This is a genomic window from Martinezella rhizogenes (assembly GCF_000799715.1).
In the GTDB taxonomy this organism is placed as follows: domain Bacteria; phylum Pseudomonadota; class Alphaproteobacteria; order Rhizobiales; family Rhizobiaceae; genus Rhizobium; species Rhizobium rhizogenes_C.
The window spans coordinates 466,401-485,358 of the sequence record NZ_JUHG01000013.1 but is presented as its reverse complement, the minus strand read 5'-3'; the positions used below and the strand labels follow the sequence as shown (position 1 = coordinate 485,358).

The 18,958-nt window shown below is 60.2% G+C and carries 21 protein-coding genes; 13 read left to right on the top strand and 8 right to left on the bottom strand.

Annotated features, from left to right (window positions below; genetic code table 11):
- Position 1: 1 nt before the first annotated feature.
- The 4 genes from EX00_RS14185 (at position 2) to EX00_RS14170 (ending at position 4,628) form a co-directional block, all read left to right on the top strand.
- The gene (locus EX00_RS14185) at positions 2-1,045 is read left to right on the top strand and encodes a branched-chain amino acid ABC transporter permease (protein ID WP_047458765.1); all 1,044 of its coding nucleotides are present in this window, start codon (positions 2-4) and stop codon (positions 1,043-1,045) included.
- Positions 1,046-1,131: 86 nt separating this feature from the next.
- Entirely contained in the window at positions 1,132-2,466 is a 1,335-nt protein-coding gene (locus EX00_RS14180; protein ID WP_047458762.1) for an ABC transporter substrate-binding protein, read from the top strand.
- Positions 2,467-2,556: 90 nt separating this feature from the next.
- Positions 2,557-3,351, top strand: coding sequence for an ABC transporter ATP-binding protein (locus EX00_RS14175; RefSeq protein WP_047458759.1), 795 nt, complete (start codon positions 2,557-2,559; stop codon positions 3,349-3,351).
- 29 nt (positions 3,352-3,380) lie between these two features.
- Positions 3,381-4,628 carry an SfnB family sulfur acquisition oxidoreductase gene (locus EX00_RS14170; RefSeq protein ID WP_047458756.1) on the top strand — a complete coding sequence of 416 codons (1,248 nt, stop codon included), beginning with the start codon at positions 3,381-3,383 and terminating at the stop codon, positions 4,626-4,628.
- Between the two features lie 57 nt (positions 4,629-4,685).
- Here EX00_RS14170 and EX00_RS14165 read toward each other — a convergent pair whose 3' ends face one another.
- The 4 genes from EX00_RS14165 to EX00_RS14150 all read right to left on the bottom strand — a co-directional run bounded on the left by EX00_RS14165 (position 4,686) and on the right by EX00_RS14150 (position 8,629).
- Positions 4,686-5,858, bottom strand: a complete 1,173-nt coding sequence (locus EX00_RS14165) for a lactonase family protein (protein ID WP_047458753.1) — start codon at positions 5,856-5,858, stop codon at positions 4,686-4,688.
- A gap of 70 nt (positions 5,859-5,928) precedes the next feature.
- Complete coding sequence (gene kdgD / locus EX00_RS14160) at positions 5,929-6,837, bottom strand: 5-dehydro-4-deoxyglucarate dehydratase (RefSeq protein WP_047458750.1); 909 nt, start codon at positions 6,835-6,837, stop codon at positions 5,929-5,931.
- Positions 6,838-6,875: 38 nt separating this feature from the next.
- Complete coding sequence (locus EX00_RS14155; protein WP_047458748.1) at positions 6,876-7,850, bottom strand: mannonate dehydratase; 975 nt, start codon at positions 7,848-7,850, stop codon at positions 6,876-6,878.
- A 68-nt stretch (positions 7,851-7,918) separates the two neighbouring features.
- A complete protein-coding gene (locus EX00_RS14150) occupies positions 7,919-8,629 on the bottom strand; it encodes a FadR/GntR family transcriptional regulator (RefSeq protein ID WP_047458744.1) in 711 nt (236 codons plus the stop codon).
- Positions 8,630-8,760: 131 nt separating this feature from the next.
- Here EX00_RS14150 and EX00_RS14145 point away from each other — a divergent pair, with 131 nt between their 5' ends.
- Genes EX00_RS14145 through EX00_RS14125 form a run of 5 tightly spaced genes read left to right on the top strand, consistent with a single transcriptional unit; the run spans position 8,761 to position 13,870 of the window.
- Positions 8,761-10,356 carry an ABC transporter substrate-binding protein gene (locus EX00_RS14145; protein ID WP_047458741.1) on the top strand — a complete coding sequence of 532 codons (1,596 nt, stop codon included), beginning with the start codon at positions 8,761-8,763 and terminating at the stop codon, positions 10,354-10,356.
- A 20-nt stretch (positions 10,357-10,376) separates the two neighbouring features.
- Positions 10,377-11,405 carry an ABC transporter permease gene (locus tag EX00_RS14140; RefSeq protein ID WP_047458738.1) on the top strand — a complete coding sequence of 343 codons (1,029 nt, stop codon included), beginning with the start codon at positions 10,377-10,379 and terminating at the stop codon, positions 11,403-11,405.
- On the top strand, positions 11,402-12,304 hold the full coding sequence (locus EX00_RS14135; protein WP_047458735.1) for an ABC transporter permease: 903 nt from the start codon (positions 11,402-11,404) through the stop codon (positions 12,302-12,304). The genes EX00_RS14140 and EX00_RS14135 overlap by 4 nt, the downstream gene beginning before the upstream one ends.
- Positions 12,291-13,136: an ABC transporter ATP-binding protein gene (locus EX00_RS14130; RefSeq protein WP_047458734.1), complete on the top strand. Its 846-nt coding sequence runs from the start codon at positions 12,291-12,293 to the stop codon at positions 13,134-13,136. The genes EX00_RS14135 and EX00_RS14130 overlap by 14 nt, the downstream gene beginning before the upstream one ends.
- Entirely contained in the window at positions 13,133-13,870 is a 738-nt protein-coding gene (locus EX00_RS14125) for an ABC transporter ATP-binding protein (RefSeq protein WP_047458732.1), read from the top strand. Before EX00_RS14130 ends, EX00_RS14125 begins: the two co-directional genes overlap by 4 nt.
- A 34-nt stretch (positions 13,871-13,904) precedes the next feature.
- Here the strand turns inward: EX00_RS14125 and EX00_RS14120 are convergent, their stop codons facing one another.
- The gene (locus EX00_RS14120) at positions 13,905-14,255 is read right to left on the bottom strand and encodes a GFA family protein (protein WP_047458730.1); all 351 of its coding nucleotides are present in this window, start codon (positions 14,253-14,255) and stop codon (positions 13,905-13,907) included.
- A gap of 282 nt (positions 14,256-14,537) precedes the next feature.
- On the opposite strand from EX00_RS14120, the gene EX00_RS14115 reads away from it, so the two are divergent.
- From EX00_RS14115 to EX00_RS14105, 3 genes are all read left to right on the top strand, one after another.
- The gene (locus tag EX00_RS14115; RefSeq protein ID WP_202903713.1) at positions 14,538-15,260 is read left to right on the top strand and encodes a response regulator; all 723 of its coding nucleotides are present in this window, start codon (positions 14,538-14,540) and stop codon (positions 15,258-15,260) included.
- Positions 15,257-16,639 (top strand): ATP-binding protein, encoded by a 1,383-nt coding sequence (locus EX00_RS14110; RefSeq protein ID WP_047458725.1) that lies wholly within the window; start codon positions 15,257-15,259, stop codon positions 16,637-16,639. The genes EX00_RS14115 and EX00_RS14110 overlap by 4 nt, the downstream gene beginning before the upstream one ends.
- A gap of 210 nt (positions 16,640-16,849) precedes the next feature.
- Positions 16,850-17,509 carry a DUF3313 domain-containing protein gene (locus EX00_RS14105; RefSeq protein WP_047458723.1) on the top strand — a complete coding sequence of 220 codons (660 nt, stop codon included), beginning with the start codon at positions 16,850-16,852 and terminating at the stop codon, positions 17,507-17,509.
- A 69-nt stretch (positions 17,510-17,578) separates the two neighbouring features.
- Here the strand turns inward: EX00_RS14105 and EX00_RS31070 are convergent, their stop codons facing one another.
- Entirely contained in the window at positions 17,579-17,887 is a 309-nt protein-coding gene (locus EX00_RS31070) for an ArsR/SmtB family transcription factor (RefSeq protein ID WP_080761244.1), read from the bottom strand.
- A 291-nt stretch (positions 17,888-18,178) separates the two neighbouring features.
- Here EX00_RS31070 and EX00_RS14100 point away from each other — a divergent pair, with 291 nt between their 5' ends.
- Positions 18,179-18,448 carry a hypothetical protein gene (locus tag EX00_RS14100; RefSeq protein WP_155294067.1) on the top strand — a complete coding sequence of 90 codons (270 nt, stop codon included), beginning with the start codon at positions 18,179-18,181 and terminating at the stop codon, positions 18,446-18,448.
- Here EX00_RS14100 and EX00_RS14095 read toward each other — a convergent pair.
- Both EX00_RS14095 and EX00_RS31985 read right to left on the bottom strand, forming a co-directional pair.
- Positions 18,430-18,837 carry a siderophore-interacting protein gene (locus EX00_RS14095; protein ID WP_309546364.1) on the bottom strand — a complete coding sequence of 136 codons (408 nt, stop codon included), beginning with the start codon at positions 18,835-18,837 and terminating at the stop codon, positions 18,430-18,432. The genes EX00_RS14100 and EX00_RS14095 overlap by 19 nt on opposite strands.
- Entirely contained in the window at positions 18,755-18,931 is a 177-nt protein-coding gene (locus EX00_RS31985; RefSeq protein ID WP_309546368.1) for a siderophore-interacting protein, read from the bottom strand. The genes EX00_RS14095 and EX00_RS31985 overlap by 83 nt, the downstream gene beginning before the upstream one ends.
- Positions 18,932-18,958 lie beyond the last annotated feature (27 nt).

Here is an 18,958-nt window from a genome sequence, read left to right as displayed (position 1 = left end):
CATGGCCGTCGTCGCCGCCGATCTTCATTCCACGCAGCCGTCCTATCGCTGGCTCGCGCCGGCAGCGGTGATTGCGGTTGCCTATCTCGTCATCCCGTTTATCGGTTCGACCTATCTCTACGAGGCGATCCTCGTACCGTTCCTGGCGCTCAGCCTGGCGGGTGTCGGCTTGAACCTGCTCACTGGCTATGCCGGCCAGGTTTCGCTTGGAAGTGCCGCCTTCATGGCGGTTGGTGCTTTTGCTGCCTATAATTTCAATCTGCGCGTCGATGGCCTGCCGCTGATCGTCAGCATTCTGCTGGCTGGTCTCTGCGCGGCGGCGGTCGGCATCGTCTTTGGCCTGCCGAGCCTCCGGTTGAGAGGCTTCTACCTCGCGGTCTCTACGCTTGCAGCGCAGTTCTTCGTGCAATGGGCGCTGACCAAGTTCAGCTGGTTTTCCAACGACTCGGCCTCAGGTGTCATCGACGCGCCACCGCTGACGCTGGTGGGCGTGGAGTTCACCGGTCCGGTCGGTCGCTATCTGTTTTCGCTCACGGTCGTCGTCGTGTTGACCTTCCTTGCCCACCGGCTGGCGACCTCGCAGACCGGCCGCAACTTCGTCGCGGTCAGAGACAATGAGACGGCGGCGCGGATCATCGGCGTGCCCGTGCTGAAGACCAAGCTGCTGGCCTTTGCAATTTCCTCCTTCATCATAGCGGTTGCGGGTGTTCTCTGGGCCTTCGCCTATCTGAGGACAGTCGAGCCGGCCGGTTTCAATCTCGACCGGTCTTTCCAGATCCTTTTCATCATCATCATCGGCGGGCTCGCCTCGACGCGGGGCGCCTTTTTCGGGGCAGCGCTGATCGTCGTCTTCCCGCTCGTCCTCTCCCGCCTTGGTTCCTTCCTGCTTGGCGACCTGTTCGATTCCGGTGTGCTCGACATGAGCCAGCGCATCGTGCTCGGCGCCCTCATCATCCTGTTTCTGATCCTCGAACCGGACGGGCTTTCTTCGCTCTGGGGCAAGATCCGAAGGCGGCTCGGCTCGGCCGTCACCGGGCGAGCCTGACGGCAAGTTCCAAAGACAACAAATGCTTCGCTCATTCAAACCAGATCCGGTCTTCGCGCCGGACAACACCGGGGGTGTATCCAGACATGACTATGCTTACGAAACTAAAAGCCGCAGTCATCGCGGCCGGCCTGGCCGTCTCGGCCGCCATACCGGCGGCACATGCGGACGAACAATATTTCCCGCTGCAAAGCTACCGCGTCGGACCCTATGCGGCCGGCGGTACCGGCTTCTTCGGCGGCTTCATCGACTACCTCAACCTCATCAACACGCGTGACGGCGGCGTCAATGGCGTCAAGCTCACCTGGTCGGAGGCCGAGACCCAGTATGAAGTCGAACGCGGTGTCGAGGCCTATGAGCGCCTGAAGAGCAATCCGAACATCGCCGCCTGGAACCCGCTTTCCGTCGGCATCGCCTATGCCATGATCGACCGTATCACCCAGGACAAGGTGCCGCTGATCACCATCAATCACGGCCGCACGGATTCCACCGACGGTCGCGTCTTTCCCTATGTCTTTCCGCTGCTCCTCAACCCCTATAGCGAGACCTCGGGCATCGTGAACTACATCGCCTCGAAGCTCGGCGGCGTTGATAAGCTGAAGGGCAAGAAAATCGTCGTGCTCTATCACGGCTCGCCGTACGGCAAGGAAACCATCCCGATCTACGAGCTGCTGTCGCAGAAATACGGCTTTGAGCTGCAGCAGATTGAAGTACCGCATCCCGGCAACGAGCAGCAGGCGCAATGGCTGACGATCCGCCGTGCCAAACCCGACTACGTGGTGTTGCGCGGTTGGGGCGTCATGAACCCGGTTGCCCTGAAGACAGCGGCCAAGACCGGCTTCCCCGTTGATCACATCATCGGCAATGTCTGGTCGAACTCGGAAGAAGACGCGATCCCGGCGGGCGATGCGGCCAAGGGATACACCGCAATCACCACACAGGCTTCCGGCACGGAATATCCGATCGTCCAGGAGATCGTGAAGACGCTTTATGACAACGGCAACGGTAATCTCGAGGACAAGAAGCGTATCGGCTCGGTCTACCACAATCTCGGTATCGTCAACGGCATCCTGAACGTCGAGGCGATCCGCATCGCTCAGGGCAAGTTCGGACACCGCACGCTGACCGGCGATGAAGTCCGCTGGGGCTTCGAGCATCTGCAGCTCGATCCGGCTCGCGTCGAAGCGCTTGGCGCCAAGGGACTCTTCCACTCGATCAACGTCACCTGGGACAATCACGAGGGCAACGGCTACGTGACCTTCCAGCAGTGGGACGGCAAGAAATGGAATGTCGTCTCCGACTGGATCGCGCCGGACTGGGCGCTGCTGCGTCCGATCATCGAAAAGTCCTCTGAGGCCTATGCCAAGGAAAAGGGCATCAAGTTGCGCACGTCTGAAGATGCGCAGGCCGTGACGAACTGAGCCTAGTGGCCGGGTATTGGCAAGCGGCGGTGCTCCCGTTCCTTGTCGGTGCCCGGCTTCCCCGCAAACCACACAGAGATCGGGTGGACCATGGCTGGAAAAGACGTCCTGTTGAGCGTCGATGGCATCAAGGCGACTTATAATGGAGCGATCACCGCGCTCCACGGCGTCAGCTTCACGCTGCACCGCGGTGAGATCCTCGCTCTGCTCGGCGCCAATGGTGCGGGCAAGACGACGACGCTGAAAGCCATTTCAAACCTGCTTCCAGCCGAACGCGGTGGAATCACCGCCGGCAGCATCCGCTATGAAGGCCGGGATGTCACGACGGCAACGCCAGCCCAGCTCGTGCGCGCCGGTCTGGTACAAGTGCTGGAAGGTCGGCACTGCTTCCGCAATCTGACCATCGAGGAGAACCTTGTTTCCGGCGGTCTCGGCCGTAGCGGTTCGTGTGCCGAAATCGCCTTCGACCTGGAAAAAATCTACGCGCTTTTCCCTCGACTAAAGGAAAAGCGCCGCGCTCTGGCGGGCCTCACCTCCGGCGGCGAACAGCAGATGACGGCGATTGGCCGCGCGCTGATGTCGCGTCCGGCCCTGCTGGTCCTCGACGAGCCTTCCATGGGGCTCGCGCCGATCGTCGTACAGGATATTTTCAAGACGCTGCGGCGGCTGAATGCCAAGACCGGTCTCTCCATTCTGGTCGCGGAACAGAATTCCGCGATTGCGCTGCGCTATGCCGACCGGGCGACCGTCCTCGAAAACGGCGTCGCCGTGCTTTCGGGAGAGGCAGCCGAGCTGCGCCAGCGCGATGATGTCAAGGCGTTCTATCTGGGCCAGAAATCCGCTCCGGTACCTGCCGTCACGACAATAAGTCCTCCACTAGCCTGACCGACCATCTTCAACGAGGAGAAATCAGCATGACGCTTTCACAGGTTAATACAGAAAACGCCGTTCAGGCCGTGCCGGCGGTGCCCCGCCCGACCGCGCCTGCCCACATCATCAAGGATGATGCCGAGGCAATCGCCGTTGCCAAGCAGCTTGCTACCGAGTTCGTCAAGGAGTCGGCCAAGCGCGACCGCGAACGGATCTGGCCGGTTGCCGAGCTGGATGCCTTCTCGCAAAGTGGCCTCTGGTCCATCAATGTGCCCAAGGCGTTCGGCGGCCCGGAGGTCTCCTACGCCACGCTTGCCAAGGTGATCGAAATCATATCGGCGGCGGACTCCTCGATCGGTCAGATCGCCCAGAACCATCTGGGCGTGGTGGCTGCGATACGGACCGTGTCGGATCCAGAGCAGCAGAAGCTTCTTTTCGCCGAGGTTCTGAAGGGTACGCGCTTCGGCAACGCCTTCTCGGAGTTCGGCTCAAAGCGGGCGGTCGATTTCGAAACCCGCTTCACCGATGCCGGCGATCATGTCGTCGTCAACGGACGCAAGTTCTATTCCTCCGGCGCTCTGCTTGCCCATCTCGTGCCGATCGTGGCGCTCGATGACGAGGGCCGGGCCTGGTATGCGATTGCGCAGCGCGATGCGCCCGGCCTTACCGTCATCGACGACTGGTCCTCCTTCGGCCAGCGCACGACGCTCTCCGGCACCGTGCTGCTCGATAACGTCAAGGTGCCGAAGACGCATCTTGTGCCGGGATACAAGGGGTACGAGGTGCCGACGGCCGATGGCGCGATCTTCCAGATCATCCAGGTCGCAGTCGACACCGGTATCGCGCAGGCAGCTATCGACGAGACGGTCTCCTTCGTGCGCACCAAGAGCCGCGCCTGGGTGGATAGCGGTGTCGAGAATGCCTGGGACGACCCCTATACGATCCAGGCCGTCGGAGATCTGACGCTGCGGCTGCACGCAGCGCAAGCGCTTCTGGAAAAGGCCGGTTATGCCATCGACCGGGCCGTGCTGAACCCGACGGCCGACACTGTTGCCGAAGCGCAGATCGCGACAGCGGAAGCCAAGGTGCTGTCGACCGAAATCGCGATAGCGGCCACCAACAAGCTATTCGAGCTGGCGGGCACCCGCTCGACGCTCGCCGAACACAATCTCGACCGCCATTGGCGCAATGCTCGCACGCACACACTGCACGATCCAGTGCGGTGGAAATATTCGATCCTCGGCAAGTTCTTTCTCAATGGCGAGAAACCGCCGCTCCACGCCTGGAGCTGATGCGGAAAAGCCACTCCGCCTCATCGCGAGGCGGAGTGGCCGGTACCATTCCTTCCCTCAGGGCAGGGTGACGATTTCGACCCAGTTCGCGCCGGCGGCGACCGGATAACGCTCGATCGGCGTAAGCGCGCCGTTGACCTGGTCGATGACATAGACCGCGATCTTGTCGGATTTTTCGCCGGTCGCGACCAGGAAACGGCCCGATGGATCGATGCGGATGCCGCGCGGCTGCTTCTCTGTTGGATAGTTGGTCACGTAGCGCAGGTTTCCGCTCCCATCCGCGACATGGAAGAGGGCTATCTTGTTGGTGGTTCGTTCGGTCGTGTAGAGGAATTTGCCATTCGGGGTGATGCCGATATCGCCTGCCCAGACCTTCGGCTTGCCATCATCAACAGGTGCGGCAACTGGTGTCGTGGCATTGAACGGGGGTGGGGCCGGCGGGGCAATGCCCGGAGACAATCCCGCATCGTCCGGAACCGAGGCGACGCTTTCGACTTCGCTCAGTGTCCCCTTGGCCGGGTCGAGTGCATAGTGGATGACATGGCCGGTGAGTTCGGTAAGGACATAGACCGATTTTCCATCCGGCGAGAAAATAATGTGGCGAGGCCCGAAGCCCGGCTTGGTGGCGATCTGCGCCGGATTGTTCGGCTCCAGCATGCCGGTCTCGGGATTGAGCACGAACTGAAGCACTGCGTCGGAGCCGAGATTGGTCGCGAAGACATATTTGCCGGAGGGGTCGCTGACGATCGAGTGAGCATTGCGGCCGGTCAGGATCATCTGGCGAGCGCCATCCGTCACGCGGCCATCCGCGCCGATCGGCAGCACGGCGATCTTGTTCCCGCCATAGGACGAGGTGAAAAGCAGACGGCCTGACGGATCGGTGGACACATAGGGCATGCTGTCCGGCAGGGCCGCGACCGCTTCTTGCGTGAGCTTGCCGGTCCTAGGATCGATCGCCAGCGTCAGCACTCGGTAGGGCTGCGAGCGCACGACTGCGTAGAGATGCTTTTTATCGGGGCTGACCGTCATCGGCATGACCATCTTGCCCGCATCGACCGTCTCGATCGGCGTCAGGGTGCCGGCCTTCTCGTCCATGCTGTAGCTGTCGATCTTTCCGTCCGTTGCCGCCGAGACATAGACGAATGTCCTCGCAAGTGCGCTGTCGGTCGCCGTCAGTATCGCCGAGGCGGCGATGACCGAGGCAAAAATTCCAGATGATAATCTAACCACGACTGTTCCTCCTCCTTCCAAAAGACTGATCGCCGGCTTTGCCGACGATCATTTTCTACGCGACTATGATCTACGCGGCCTTGGCTGTCTCGATGATCTTTGCGAGTGCTGCCAGCTCCTCCGGCGTCAGGTCGGTCAATGGCGGGCGCACGGGGCCGGGCTCCTGTCCAAGCACGCGCAGGCCGGCCTTGATGATCGAGACCGCATAGCCCTTCTTCCGGTTGCGCAGGGCAACGAACGGGAAGAAGAAGCCCTTGAGGATTTCATCGACGGTTGCCTGGTCGCCGGTCCGCAGTGCGCCATAGAAGCGCTGGGCGAGCGCCGGCACGAAGTTGAAGACGGCGGAGGAGTAGGTCGTGACGCCGGCGGCGAAATAGGCCTGTGCGTAGACCTCATGCGTCGGCATGCCGCCGACATAGACCAGACGATCCTGGAGCTTGGTGGTGATCTCGATCACCTTGTCGACGTCGCCAACGCCGTCCTTGAAGCCGATGAGATTCGGGCACTCGTCGGCAAGCCGCGCGATGCTGTCGGCGTTGAGAACCGCATTGTCGCGATTGTAGACGATGACGCCGATGCCGACGGACTGGCAGACCGCCTTGACGTGGGCGATCAGGCCTTCCTGTTCCGCAAACATCAGGTAAGGCGGCAGCAGCAGCAGGCCGTCAGCGCCGGCTTTTTCGGCCGCCTTGGCGATCTCGATGGCAATCGAGGTTCCGTAGCCGGTTCCCGAAATGATCGGCGTATTGCCGGCGACGGCCTTTGCAGCGTGGACGACCTGCGGGACCTCGGCGGGATTGAGGGAGAAGAACTCCCCGGTGCCGCCGGCCGCGAACAGCGCGGCTGCATCATAGCCGGAGAGCCATTCGACATGGCGGCGATATTTCGCCTCGTCGAATTTGAGGTCGCTATCGAAATGGGTGACGGGGAAGGACAGTAGACCACTGCCTACGGCCTTTTTCAGTTCAATCGGGTTCATCTTGGAATCCTGTTGTCGATTGGTATGGGCAATGGTTCTCAGGCGCCTTCGAGCGACTGAACGAGGGCGGCGATGTAGCCGTAGCAATAGGCGAAGGCGACGCCGGTCGGATCGCGGCCGCTGATGGTCGGTACGTGATCGGGCATCAGCATGTATTGATAGCCGACCTCCTTGTAGATCCGGGTAGAGCGGATCATGTCCATGTCACCCTCATCTGGGAAGGTTTCCATGAAGGACAGCTTGCCGCCGCGGATATTGCGGAAGTGGACGTTGAAGATCTTACCGCGCGTGCCGAACCAGCGGATGATGTCGTCGATTTCCTCGCGCGGATTGTCGAGCATCTCGCCGATCGAGCCCTGGCAGAAGTTCAGGCCGTGATAAGGGCTTTCACGCATCAGCACGAATTTCTTCAGGCCTTCCACCGTGCCGAGGACACGGGTGATGCCACGGTAGCCCGGCGGCGTGTAGGGGTCATGCGGATGGCAGGCGAGGCGGACGCGATTGCTCTCCGCGACGGGCACGACGCGCTCAAGGAAATAGTCGATCCGCTCCCAGTTCTCGTCTTCCGACAGGATGCCAGCAAGGCCGGGCGCGGCCTGGTGATCCGCCTTATCCCAGCGGAAGCTGGCATTGAGCGAACCGCCGCGTCCAAGTTCCTCCGGCGTGCGGGGGATGCCGATCAGGTTGAGATTGTATTTCGCGGCCGGAATGCCGGCGGTCGCGACATCCTCGATCAGCTTGCAGACGGCATCGATCTGCCGGTCGCGATTAGGACCTGCCAGAAGGATGTCGGGATAGGAGGCCTGCTCGATCGGGTTGGAAGGCAGGGGCAATTGGATCATGTCCAGGATGAGCCCGAAGCTTTCGACCTTGTCGCGGAGACGTTCCAGATCGGAGAGCGTCCAGCTCTCGGGCTTTCCGGGCGGATCCGCACAAATATGCTTCAGCCCCAATTGCGCGAAAATTCGGTAGTCATCATCGTCCCGCGCGCCGACCTGTGTTCCTACATACACCGAGCGTCTCTCCCATGAGATTGATAGATGTCATATGACATAATATGAATCTCATGGGGTGTCGAGAGCTATTGCTGCTCGGCGAGCATCCGATAGCGTCTTTGGCTCGCGAGCATATGCGCCCGCATTGCCTGACGCGCGCGTTCCGGATCCTGTTCGGCGATCGCCGCCAGGATCTCGCCGTGCTCGGCGTGGACCTTGGCGAGATAGGCGGGATCGTTGGCCTCCGGCAGGTTTGGAAACTGTCTGCGTGGAATGGTTCGCGCGCCGAAATGCCTGAGAACGTCGACGTAGAACCGGTTGTTCGTGGCCGCTGCGATTGCCATATGGAATTCGTAATCCGCCTCGACGGTCGGCTGGCCCAATTCGATGAGAGCAGCCATTTTCCGGTTGGCGGTGCGAATCGCCGCCTCCTGCTCGGCGGTGCGGCGATAGGCGGCGATTGCGGCCGCTTCGCCTTCGGCCGCCATGCGAAACTCCAGCAATTCCAGGGTTTCCGGGATGCTTTTGATTTCGACCGGGGTCAGCGACAATCCAGGACGTTCAGCGAGATCGGCGACAAACACGCCCTTGCCCTGGATCGGCTTGACGAGGCCCGCGGCGCGAAGATCGGCGATCGCCTCGCGCACGACAGTGCGGCTGACGCCGAATGTCGCCTCAAGTTGCGGCTCCGTCGGCAGTTGATCGCCCGTGCGAAGCTTGCCGGTCTCGATCTGAGAGCGCAGCTGATCGATGACTTGTTGTGCCAGTCTTTGCCGGCCCCGGCTGAGTGTTGTCATTCCTGGTCCCCCGGTTCATTTGCATCAAGCCATCCGTGCGGTCTTGCAAACCCTATCGATCTTCGATAAATCATAATACGACATACGGACGACATCATATGTATTCTATACTAATCGAGGGAGGAGGTATAATGAAGCACTTTTCGAAGGCCATGTTTATTGGTGCTGCAATCGGCATGTTGACACTGACGGCGCCGCGGCTTCAGGCCGCCACGCCTAAAGATCAATTGGTGATCGGCACGTCGCTGGCGCAGGTGCTTTCCCTCGATCCACAGCAGGCGACTGAACCCAAGGCGCTCGAAATCCTTGCCAATCTCTATGATCGCCTTGTCGCGACGACGGCGGACGGCAAGATCGTGCCGCAGCTGGCCGAGAGTTGGACGGATGACGGCAAGTCGCTGACTCTAAAATTGCGCGATGCCTCCTTTGTTTCCGGCAATCCGGTCACTGCCAACGACGTCGTCTTCTCGCTCACCCGGCTGCTGAAGCTCAATCAGTCCGGCTCCTCCTATTTCAAGCGTATCGGCTATTCCACCGAGACGATCGCCGAACAAATCCATGCGGTCGATCCAAAGACGGTGCGTATCGACCTGACGGACAAGGTGACGACCGAAGGGCTGCTTTATCGGCTGGCTCTGGGCGTTTCGAGCATCGTCGATAGCGTCGAGGTGCAGAAGCATGTTGTAGACGGCGATTCTGGAAATGCCTGGCTGCGTACCCATTCGGCCGGTTCCGGGCCGTTCACACTCAACAAATGGACCCCGAACGAGATCGTCCTCCTGGATGCCAATAAGGCCTATGTCGGCGGTGCGCCGAAGATGCGCCGCGTCATCATCCGCCATGTGCCGGAAAGCCAGGTCGAACGGCTGATGCTGGACCGCGGCGATATCGATATCGGCAATGCGCTCTCCAAGTCCGATCTCGAAACCTTCGAGACCAAGAGCAATTTCGTCATCCAGCGCGTGCCGACGGGCGGTTTCTATGTGCTGGCGATGAATGCCGGCAATCAATATCTCGCCAACCCCAAGGTTCGTGAGGCCGTTGCCTATGGCATTGACTACAAGGGCATCGAGAAGACCATCATGGGGCCTTACGGGCGGGCAAGGAACATTCCCGTGCCGGAGAATTTCGAATATGCGCTGCCGAATCCGGATTGGCATCTGGATGTCGACAAGGCAAAGCAATTGCTCGCCGAAGCAGGTTTCAAGGACGGTTTTTCGCTGACGCTGAAGACGATTTCGCAGACGCCGCGCATCGACCTGGCGACTGCCATTCAGGCTTCGCTTGGCCAGATCGGCATCAAGGTCGAGATCCAGCAGGGCAATGGCTCCGAAATCATCGCCGCCCATCGCTCGCGCAACTTCGACCTGTTGCTGCCGCAGACGAGCGCGCTGATGCCGAACGTGCTCGGCTCCATGGACGATTTTGCCAATAATCCCGACAACAGGCTTGAAGCCAACAATGCCGGCAATTTCGCCTGGCGCTCGGCCTGGGATATTCCAGAGCTCACGGCACTCGCCCAGAAAACCTCCGTCGAGCCCGATGCCAAGAAGCGAGCCGAACTCTATGCGCAGATGCAGCAGATGTTCGTCGACTTGAAACCGGCGCTTCTGCCGCTCTTCGAACGGTTCGAACCGCTCGTTCTCTCCGGCAGGGTCAAGGGCTATCTCGGGCATCCCAACCAGATGACCCGCCTTGAAAACGTGACCAAGGCTGAGGCCGAATAAGCAATCGAAGGCAGCCGATCATGAAGGAACTATCCGTAGCCGAATTCGGCCGACGCATCGCGCATCTGATCGTCAGCCTGTTCATCCTCCTATGTATCACCTTCGTGATCGGCCGCGTCCTGCCGGCCGATCCGGTGGGGGCGATCGTCGGCGAACTGGCCGATCCCGCCGCCTATGCGGCGATGCGCCAGCGGCTCGGATTGGATCTTCCCCTTTACGAGCAATTCTTCCTCTACCTGAAGGGCCTCGTCCATGGCGATTTCGGCACGGCGATCCTGACGGGAAATCCCGTCTCCGCCGATCTCGCGCAGGCTTTTCCCGCGACATTCGAGCTTGCAACATTCGCCGTCATCATCTCGACCTTCGTCGGCGTACCGCTCGGCCTGGTCGCGGCGCTGTTTCGTGACAGGCTCATCGACAAGATCGCCCGCGTCGTCTCTCTTGTCGGTCATTCCATTCCGGTCTTCTGGTTCGGGATCGTCGGGCTTGTCGTCTTTTATGCGGGCCTGAACTGGGTCGGCGGCCCCGGCCGCGTCGATGTCTATTATGAGGGCATCGTCACGCCGCGAACCGGGCTGCTGCTGGTGGACAGCCTCCTGCAGGGCGAGACGGATATTTTCTGGAACGCGCTGAGCCACATCATCCTGCCAGCCTTCATTCTGGCCTATGCGGCCGTCGCCTATATCACGCGCATGACCCGCAGTTTCACCCTGGAGCAGCTGAGCCAGGATTATGTGATCGCCGCCCGCGCCAAGGGCGTCAGCCCGGCAGGCACGATCATCGGCCATGTCTTGCCGAACATCGCCGTGCAGCTGATCACCATTCTCGCCATTTCCTATGGCGGGCTCCTTGAGGGCGCGGTGGTAACCGAAATCGTCTTCTCCTGGCCGGGTATCGGTCAGTACATGACGAATGCTCTGATGATCGGCGATATGAATGCCATCCTTGCCGCGACCATTATCGTCGGATTCTTCTTCATGCTTTTGAATTTCCTCGCGGATATCGCCTATGCGGTCTTCGATCCGCGCACCAGGGAGGCCGCCCGATGAGCGATGCGATCCATGCGGACGTCACCGTCCGCCCGCCGAATATGATAAGCCGTGTCGCAACCTCGCTCAGACAGGCTGGTGGCAAGCTGGCGCAAGAGCCGCTTGGCTTGATCGGCTTTATCATCCTCGGTCTCTTATGCTTGATCGCGATTTTCGCGCCGCTGCTCGCGCCCTATGATCCGAACGTGCAGGTACTCTCCAACGCGCTGCAACCGCCGAGCCTCGCGCATCCGGCCGGCACGGACGAGTTCGGCCGCGATATCCTCAGCCGGCTGATCTTCGGCACGCGCATCACCATCCAGACCGTGCTGTCTATTTCCGTGATCGTCGGGCCGATCGGCCTTTTGATCGGCGTCGTCGCCGGCTTCTTCGGCGGTCGCGTGGATGCGCTCCTGATGCGCGCCACCGATATCGTGCTGTCCTTTCCGTCGCTGATCCTGGCACTGGCTTTTGCCGCGGCGCTTGGTGCCGGCCTGAACACGGCGATCATCGCCATCTCGCTGACGGCCTGGCCGCCGATCGCAAGATTGGCGCGCGCCGAGGCGCTCGTCGTCAGGAACACCGACTATGTCGCCGCCGCTAGACTCTATGGCGCCTCCCGGCTGCGTATCCTGTTCTTCTATATCGCGCCGATGTGCATTCCCTCGGTCATCGTGCGCCTGACGCTCAATATGGCAGGCATCATCCTGACGGCAGCATCGCTCGGCTTCCTCGGGCTCGGCGCCCAGCCGCCTGCGCCGGAATGGGGTGCGATGATTTCCAACGGGCGCAAATACATGCTCGATTTCTGGTGGGTCGCCGTCATGCCCGGCGTCGCGATCCTTCTGGCAAGCCTCGCCTTCAACATCGTCGGCGACACCCTGCGCGATATTCTGGATCCCCGCCATGCAAGATCGTGATCTCCATCCCGTCCTCTCGGTCAAAGGGCTGAACGTCCGGTTCGGACGCAATTCCCTGGCGGCTGTCTCCAATGTCAGCTTCGATGTCGGGCGCGAACGCGTCGGGATCGTCGGTGAATCCGGCTCCGGCAAATCGACGACAGGGCGGGCGATCATGCGCCTGCTGCCGCCGATTGCGAGCGTCACGGCCGAACGAATGGATCTGGATGGCGTCTCCCTGCTCGACAGGACGGAACGCCAGATGGGTGGTTTGCGCGGCAAGGATATCGCGCTGATCATGCAGGACCCGCGCTACTCCCTCAATCCGGTCCTGACGGTTGGCAAGCAGATTGCCGAGGCGGCGCGTCTGCATATGGGATTGCGCGGCGGCAAGGCGCGGGATGCTGCGCAAGCCATGCTCGAACGTGTCCGCATCAGCGATCCGGAGCGCGTCATGGCGCTTTACCCGCATCAGATCTCGGGCGGCATGGGCCAGCGCGTCATGATTGCGATGATGCTCTTGGCCAAGCCGAAGCTGGTGATCGCCGACGAGCCGACGTCCGCGCTCGATGTCAGCGTCCGCAGGGACGTGCTCACCCTGCTCGACGAACTGGTCCGTGAGAACAATTCCGGTCTGCTGCTCATCAGCCATGACATCCGCATGGTCGCGGCCTTCTGCGAGCGCATCATCGTCATGTATTCCGGCCGGATCGTCGAAACGCTGACGCGCCTGGAGGATGCCCAGCATCCCTATACGCGCGGCCTGATGTCCGCCTTGCCGGACCCGCACAATCCGGTGCGGCGCCTTGCCGTGCTCGACAGGGCAAAGCTTGATCTGGAGACCAGCCGATGATTAGCGTGCGTGATCTTGATGTCGTCTTTACCTCTGGCAAGACGGAAAACCATGTCGTCCGGCGGGTGAGCTTCGATGTCGGCAAGGGCGAGACGCTTGGGATTGTCGGCGAATCCGGATGCGGAAAATCGACGGTGCTGCGTTGCCTTTCCGGCATGGAAAAAGGCTGGTCCGGTGACATCGGGCTGGCCGGCAAAGCTGTCGGCAAGATCCGGACGCGAGATGAACTACGGCATGCCCAGATGGTGTTTCAGGACCCCTATGGTTCGCTGCATCCCCGGCATCGTATCGGCACGGCGCTCTCCGAGCCATTGCGCGCCATGGGGCATGCCGACGTCTGGACGAAGGTGGACAAGGCATTGCGCCAAGTCGGCCTGCCGCCAGCCTTCGCCAACCGCTACCCACATGAGCTTTCCGGTGGTCAGCGCCAGCGTGTGGCAATCGCCCGCGCGCTGATCCTGTCACCGCCGATCCTGCTGCTCGACGAGCCGACATCGGCGCTCGACGTGTCGATCCAGGCCGAAGTCCTCAATCTCCTGGCCGACCAGCGCGACGAGCGTTCCCTGACCTATGTCCTCGTCAGCCACGATCTGGCTGTCATCGCGCATATGTGCGACCGGGTGCTGATCATGAAGGGCGGTATCTTCGTCGATGAGCTGACCAAGGCCGACCTGCAAGCAGGAATAACGCACGACGCCTATACGCGCGAGCTGTTCGAGGCGAGCTTCCTGTAAGGCGACCTAGGAGGCAGCAGGCGGTATCGGCCAGCTACTTATCGGCGCCGTTATAGTACTGGATTTCCAGGGAGTTCAATTCAATAGCTGGGACGCAGCGCAGGTTGACCGCCCGCGTGGGTGTGCCATCGGGGCTCGTGGCCATCGAGAATGGCTGGGTACCGCAATCAGCACAAAATTGATGATCGATCCTGTGGGTGTTGAACTTGTAGCTGCGCAGTAAATCCTCGCCGCTATCCAGCGTGAATTTCTCCGTCGGGAAGAAGGCAAGCAACATGCCTTTGCGCCGGCAATACGAGCAGTTGCAGCTAAGCGCCTGGCCCGGCAGCTCGGCGTCGACCGTGAACGCCACTTTTCCGCAGTGACAACTTCCATGGAATGTCATTTTCTAGCCTCCCGATTTTCGAATCATTGCGCGGGTATTCTGTAATATCCCATCGCAACATATCTCAACATTATCGAACACAGCATTACACTCGTACTTGCTATTCTAGGGGAGCATCAATCTCTGGAATATGATCGTGTCACAAAAATCCGATGACGGGACGCGGGTCCTGCTCTGCCTGCCCACGAAAGCCGCCGCGTGACATATCAACACTCAGGTGAGATAATTTCGCGCGCGATAGATCGTGCGACGGGCACTCAAACGAAGGCGATGGCCTCCGAAATGGCAATGTTCGACCAACCCCACATTCTGATCGTCGAGGACGACACCGACATAGCGCATATGCTGGTCGAACTGGTGAAGAGCAATGGCTTTGAGGCCATGTCGGCGGCCGGCGGCGGCGAGATGGATCGCTTGCTGTTGCGCCACAAGTTCGATCTGATCGTTCTGGACGGCATGCTTCCGGGCGAGGACGGCTTCAGCATCTGCCGGCGGCTTCGCTCCTCCCGATCTATTCCGATCCTGATGCTGACTGCGTTGCGGGAGGATGTCGATCGCATCCTGGGCCTCGAACTCGGCGCCGACGATTACGTCACCAAGCCATTCAATTCCCGTGAGCTGATGGCGCGTATCAAAAGCATCCTGCGGCGGGCAGCGTTTTCCCAACAGCCGGAGGAAGATGTCGCGCCGATGACGTTCGCGGGCTGGCGTATCGATCCGAAAAGCCGGCAGCTCTTCGACGCCGAAGGTGCCGAGGTTTCCATGACAACGGCGGAATTCGACCTGCTTTGGGCGTTTTGCAGCAATCCGAACAAGGTGCTGACGCGCGAACAGCTTCTGTCCATGACGCATGCCGGATCGGCAGGCCCGGTCGAGCGCAGCATCGACGCCCACATTAGCCGCGTCCGCCAGAAGATCGAACCCAACCTCAAGGATCCGACCTTCATCAAGACGGTGCGTCTGGGAGGCTATCTGTTTGCCTCCAAGGTGGAGCGTTTGCCGTGAAGAGCCTTCGCACCGCCTCCATACGCACACAGATACTCGTACTGGCGACGTTGCTCATCGTCCTTGTTTCCGTCGTGGCGACGCTCTCCGAGCCCTTTATCTACGGCCGGCATGACAAGGGCGTTGCGATCGGCTTGCTGGCGGGCAGAATTGAGAGAGTGCTGGACCAGTATCGACGCGCTCGCTCGCCCGCCGAGGAGGATGCCGCCTTGAACTTCGCCGCAACGCTCGGGATCTCGGCGGAGAGAATATCGGCAAGTCAGATCTCGTCGCAAAACGAGGAAGCGGCTGCATCGAGTGACATCGTTGAGCGGGTAAGAGCACTGCTCGAAACCAACGTTTTCAAGTCGGTCGAAAACGCGTTCGAAGATCGGTCGGCGGGGAATATCCTGATCGTCAAAGTCGATGCCGATCGTGCGCTGGTTTTCCACTTGCCCGTCTTCCCCAACTATCTGTGGCTTTTCCCCGCCATGGCGAGCGGCATTTTGAAGATCGTCATTCCGCTGGCGCTTATGGCTTATTTCAGTAGCTGGCTCATTACCCGGCCGGTGGTCCGGTTTGCCGCCGCCGCCGAGCACGCGAGCATGGACGACAGTCTGGAAAAGTCGTTCGTGGCTGACGGTGCTTCGGAAATGAGAAGCCTGGCTGCCTCGCTCAACGTGATGCGAAGCCGAATATTGGAGATGGTCGACAGTCGCACGCGCATGCTCAGCTCCATCAGCCATGACCTCAGAACGCCGCTCACCCGTCTGCGGATGCGCGCCGAGCGCTGCGAACAGCCCGAGCTTCAACGTCAGATGCTGGCCGATATCGCCACCTTGGGCTCGATGATCGACGAGAGCCTGACGTTCCTCACAAATGCCTCCCATAGCGTGCCTTCGCGGAAGGTGGATATTTCAAGCTTGCTCCAGACGATCGCGACCGACTTTTCCGACACTGGCATCGAGGTGAGCTTCAAGGGTCCTCGCCGGCTTACCTGCATATGCAAGCCGCAAGCCATTACCAGAGCGATTACCAATGTCGTCGAAAACGCCTCCCGCTATGCGACCGAGATTGAGATCGAGTTGCAAAGCGCCAGCAATGGCGGCGTTTTGATCAGGGTGAGCGACAATGGTCCCGGCTTGACGGATGCGCTCAAAGTGCGGGCTCTGGAACCCTTCTTCAAAGCGGATAAAGCCCGGACGACGGGCGTGGGCGGCGGCTTCGGCCTTGGCCTTCCAACCGCGGAAGGTATCGTCAGAAAGGGACACGGCGGAACGCTCAAGCTGCTCGACCGCAAGCCCAACGGCCTGATCATCGAAATCACCCTGCCACCTGTCCAGGACGAGTCGACCGGACGCCTTGCGGGCGATCCGAAGAAGGTTCCGTCGGCAAACTGAGCTTCCACTCTTTGCGAATCGTCGAAGGCTGCCCAATGTCCGGATTGGCCGTTGCGGCTTTTTATGCTCTTCATCAGGCGGTGACAGACCCTTTAAGTCCCGCCGCCATCTTCGCGAACATTTCCATATATTAAAGAAAACACCGCAACACACCGATTCAATAGAACTGGCTCCGGCAACACTCTGCCTTATTTCCCAGGAGCCAAATCTTTGCTGAGATCACTCACCATCAGTGTCGCGCTGATCGCCCTGTGCGCGACCGTCGCGGGATGCACCACCGCCGACCCCACCGTTTACGCTGGCCTGGCCTCGGCACCGCAGCTTCAACCGAACCCGGATGACAAGGGCGGTCGCGTGCCGTATCGGTACAAAGGCAATGTCGACTGGAGGCAGTACAACAAGATCATCGTCGATCCCGTCACTGTCTACAACGGTCCGGACAACCAGTTCGTGAAGATCGCCGACGAAGATAAATTGGTCCTTGCGAGCTACATGCAGGACCAATTCACGCAAAAGCTGCGGACGCGCTTCGCCGTCGTCAACAATCCTAGCCCCGGTACACTTCGGCTCCATCTGACGCTGACAGGCGCCAAGGATACCACTCCGGTTCTCGGCCCATTCTCGCATCTTGATGTCGGCGGCAACGCCATTAACGCCGTTCAGGCCGTGCGCGGTCGCGAAGGGACGATGGCGGGCTCGGTGAACTATGCGGTGGAAATCTACGATGCGCCGAGCAATCGCCTGCTCTCCGCTTACGTCGCCAAGCAATATCCGAATGCAATGAATGCCGGCGCGACCTTCTCTCGTTTGAAGGGCTCCAAGATCGGGATCGAAAAGGGTGCCGATGCTCTGCTTGCGGATCTGCGGTAAGCTAGGCGGCTTAGCCTGCATCAGATAACGGAATTGGCCACGCGTAGGTTGACTGCGCGGGGCCTTGTCCTAGCTCGGGTCGGGACTATAAATCTCCGTCAGGGTCTTCAGGAGTTCGAGTACGTCCGGATGATCGCAGGAATAATATCTGAATTGTGCGTGGTTGCGAAATTTCACGATTCCCGATCGATGAAGACGCGCTAGATGCCGGCTTAGGGCCGGCTGGGATATGCCGATCTTCCGAGCAAGGCTATTTACGTCCTCTTCTCGATTCGACAGGAGAATGCAAACCTGCAGCCTGCTCGGATTGGCGAGCTGGCTGAGAAGATCTACATGCCATGATAGGCGTTGGTCTCGTGTTGCGTGATCTGAATACATGGAACGGTCGATTGCTGAGGTGAATCTGATGGACTTGCGGGAGTCCGTAATCCTGTCTGAATACACGCATTAGATGTAGAGTTTTATTCTGATTTGTTGCGATATATTGCGTCTTGCGAGGCGACCTTACCGGCTTGAGCAACCCTGACGGAAGGTGCGCCAAACCGTCGACTGAATGTATCGATGTATCGCCACGAAGGCCGTTCGCGACAAACTGTAACAAAAACGAACCGATTGCCTTGTTTTGGTCCGGCTTTTGACATCACGCCGCTAACTAGACCGGTTATCTCTATGTCCAGCGAACAGGAGGTAGCCATGACTTTTAAAGAATTGACGATAGCCGATGTTCTCAACGATCCGTTGATCCGGCAAGTAATGCGCGCGGATCGGGTATCCGTGACAGGAATGACGAACCTGCTGCAGGAAGCAGCGCATAGGCTGAAGAGCGCAAAGACATTGCGCGGCAAGGCGGAGATCGGCTTGCAGGGTGGCTTGAACTCAGTAATGGCCACCGCTGCTCTCAATGATACGTGGCGGCCACATCAATCGTGTGGCCGTTGATGATCGCTTTCGCTGAAGCCCAGCTTCCAAAAACTGACGGCGCGCGTGTTTGCGCGCGACAGGCCGAGATCCCTACGCCAATAGGTTCTGAGCGCCCGCGCCGTCGCTGATTCCGCCCCGGCCCACAGGCCGAACGATACGTCGCTCGGCGGCCGGATTGTCTTCACGGCATCTTCAAGCAGCCGCGAGCGCCCGGCGGCCACGCCGTCGCGATGCAGCCATCTGATGTCGATGCCGGCCGGGCCTGGAAGTGTCTGTTCTTCACTCTTGTCGGCCACCTCGATCAGGACAATGCCCTGTGCCGTCTCAGGCAGGGCCTCGAGCATGCGGGCAATCGCCGGGATGGCCGTCTCGTCGCCGGCCAGCAGACACCAATCCATCGCCGGCATGCGGCCACCGCCGGGGGCCTATCATGCCGATGACGTCACCGGGACACGCCGCCTCGGCCCAGACGCTCGCCACGCCCTGGTCGCCGTGCAGCACAAAATCGACATAGCTATGCCGTGAGGA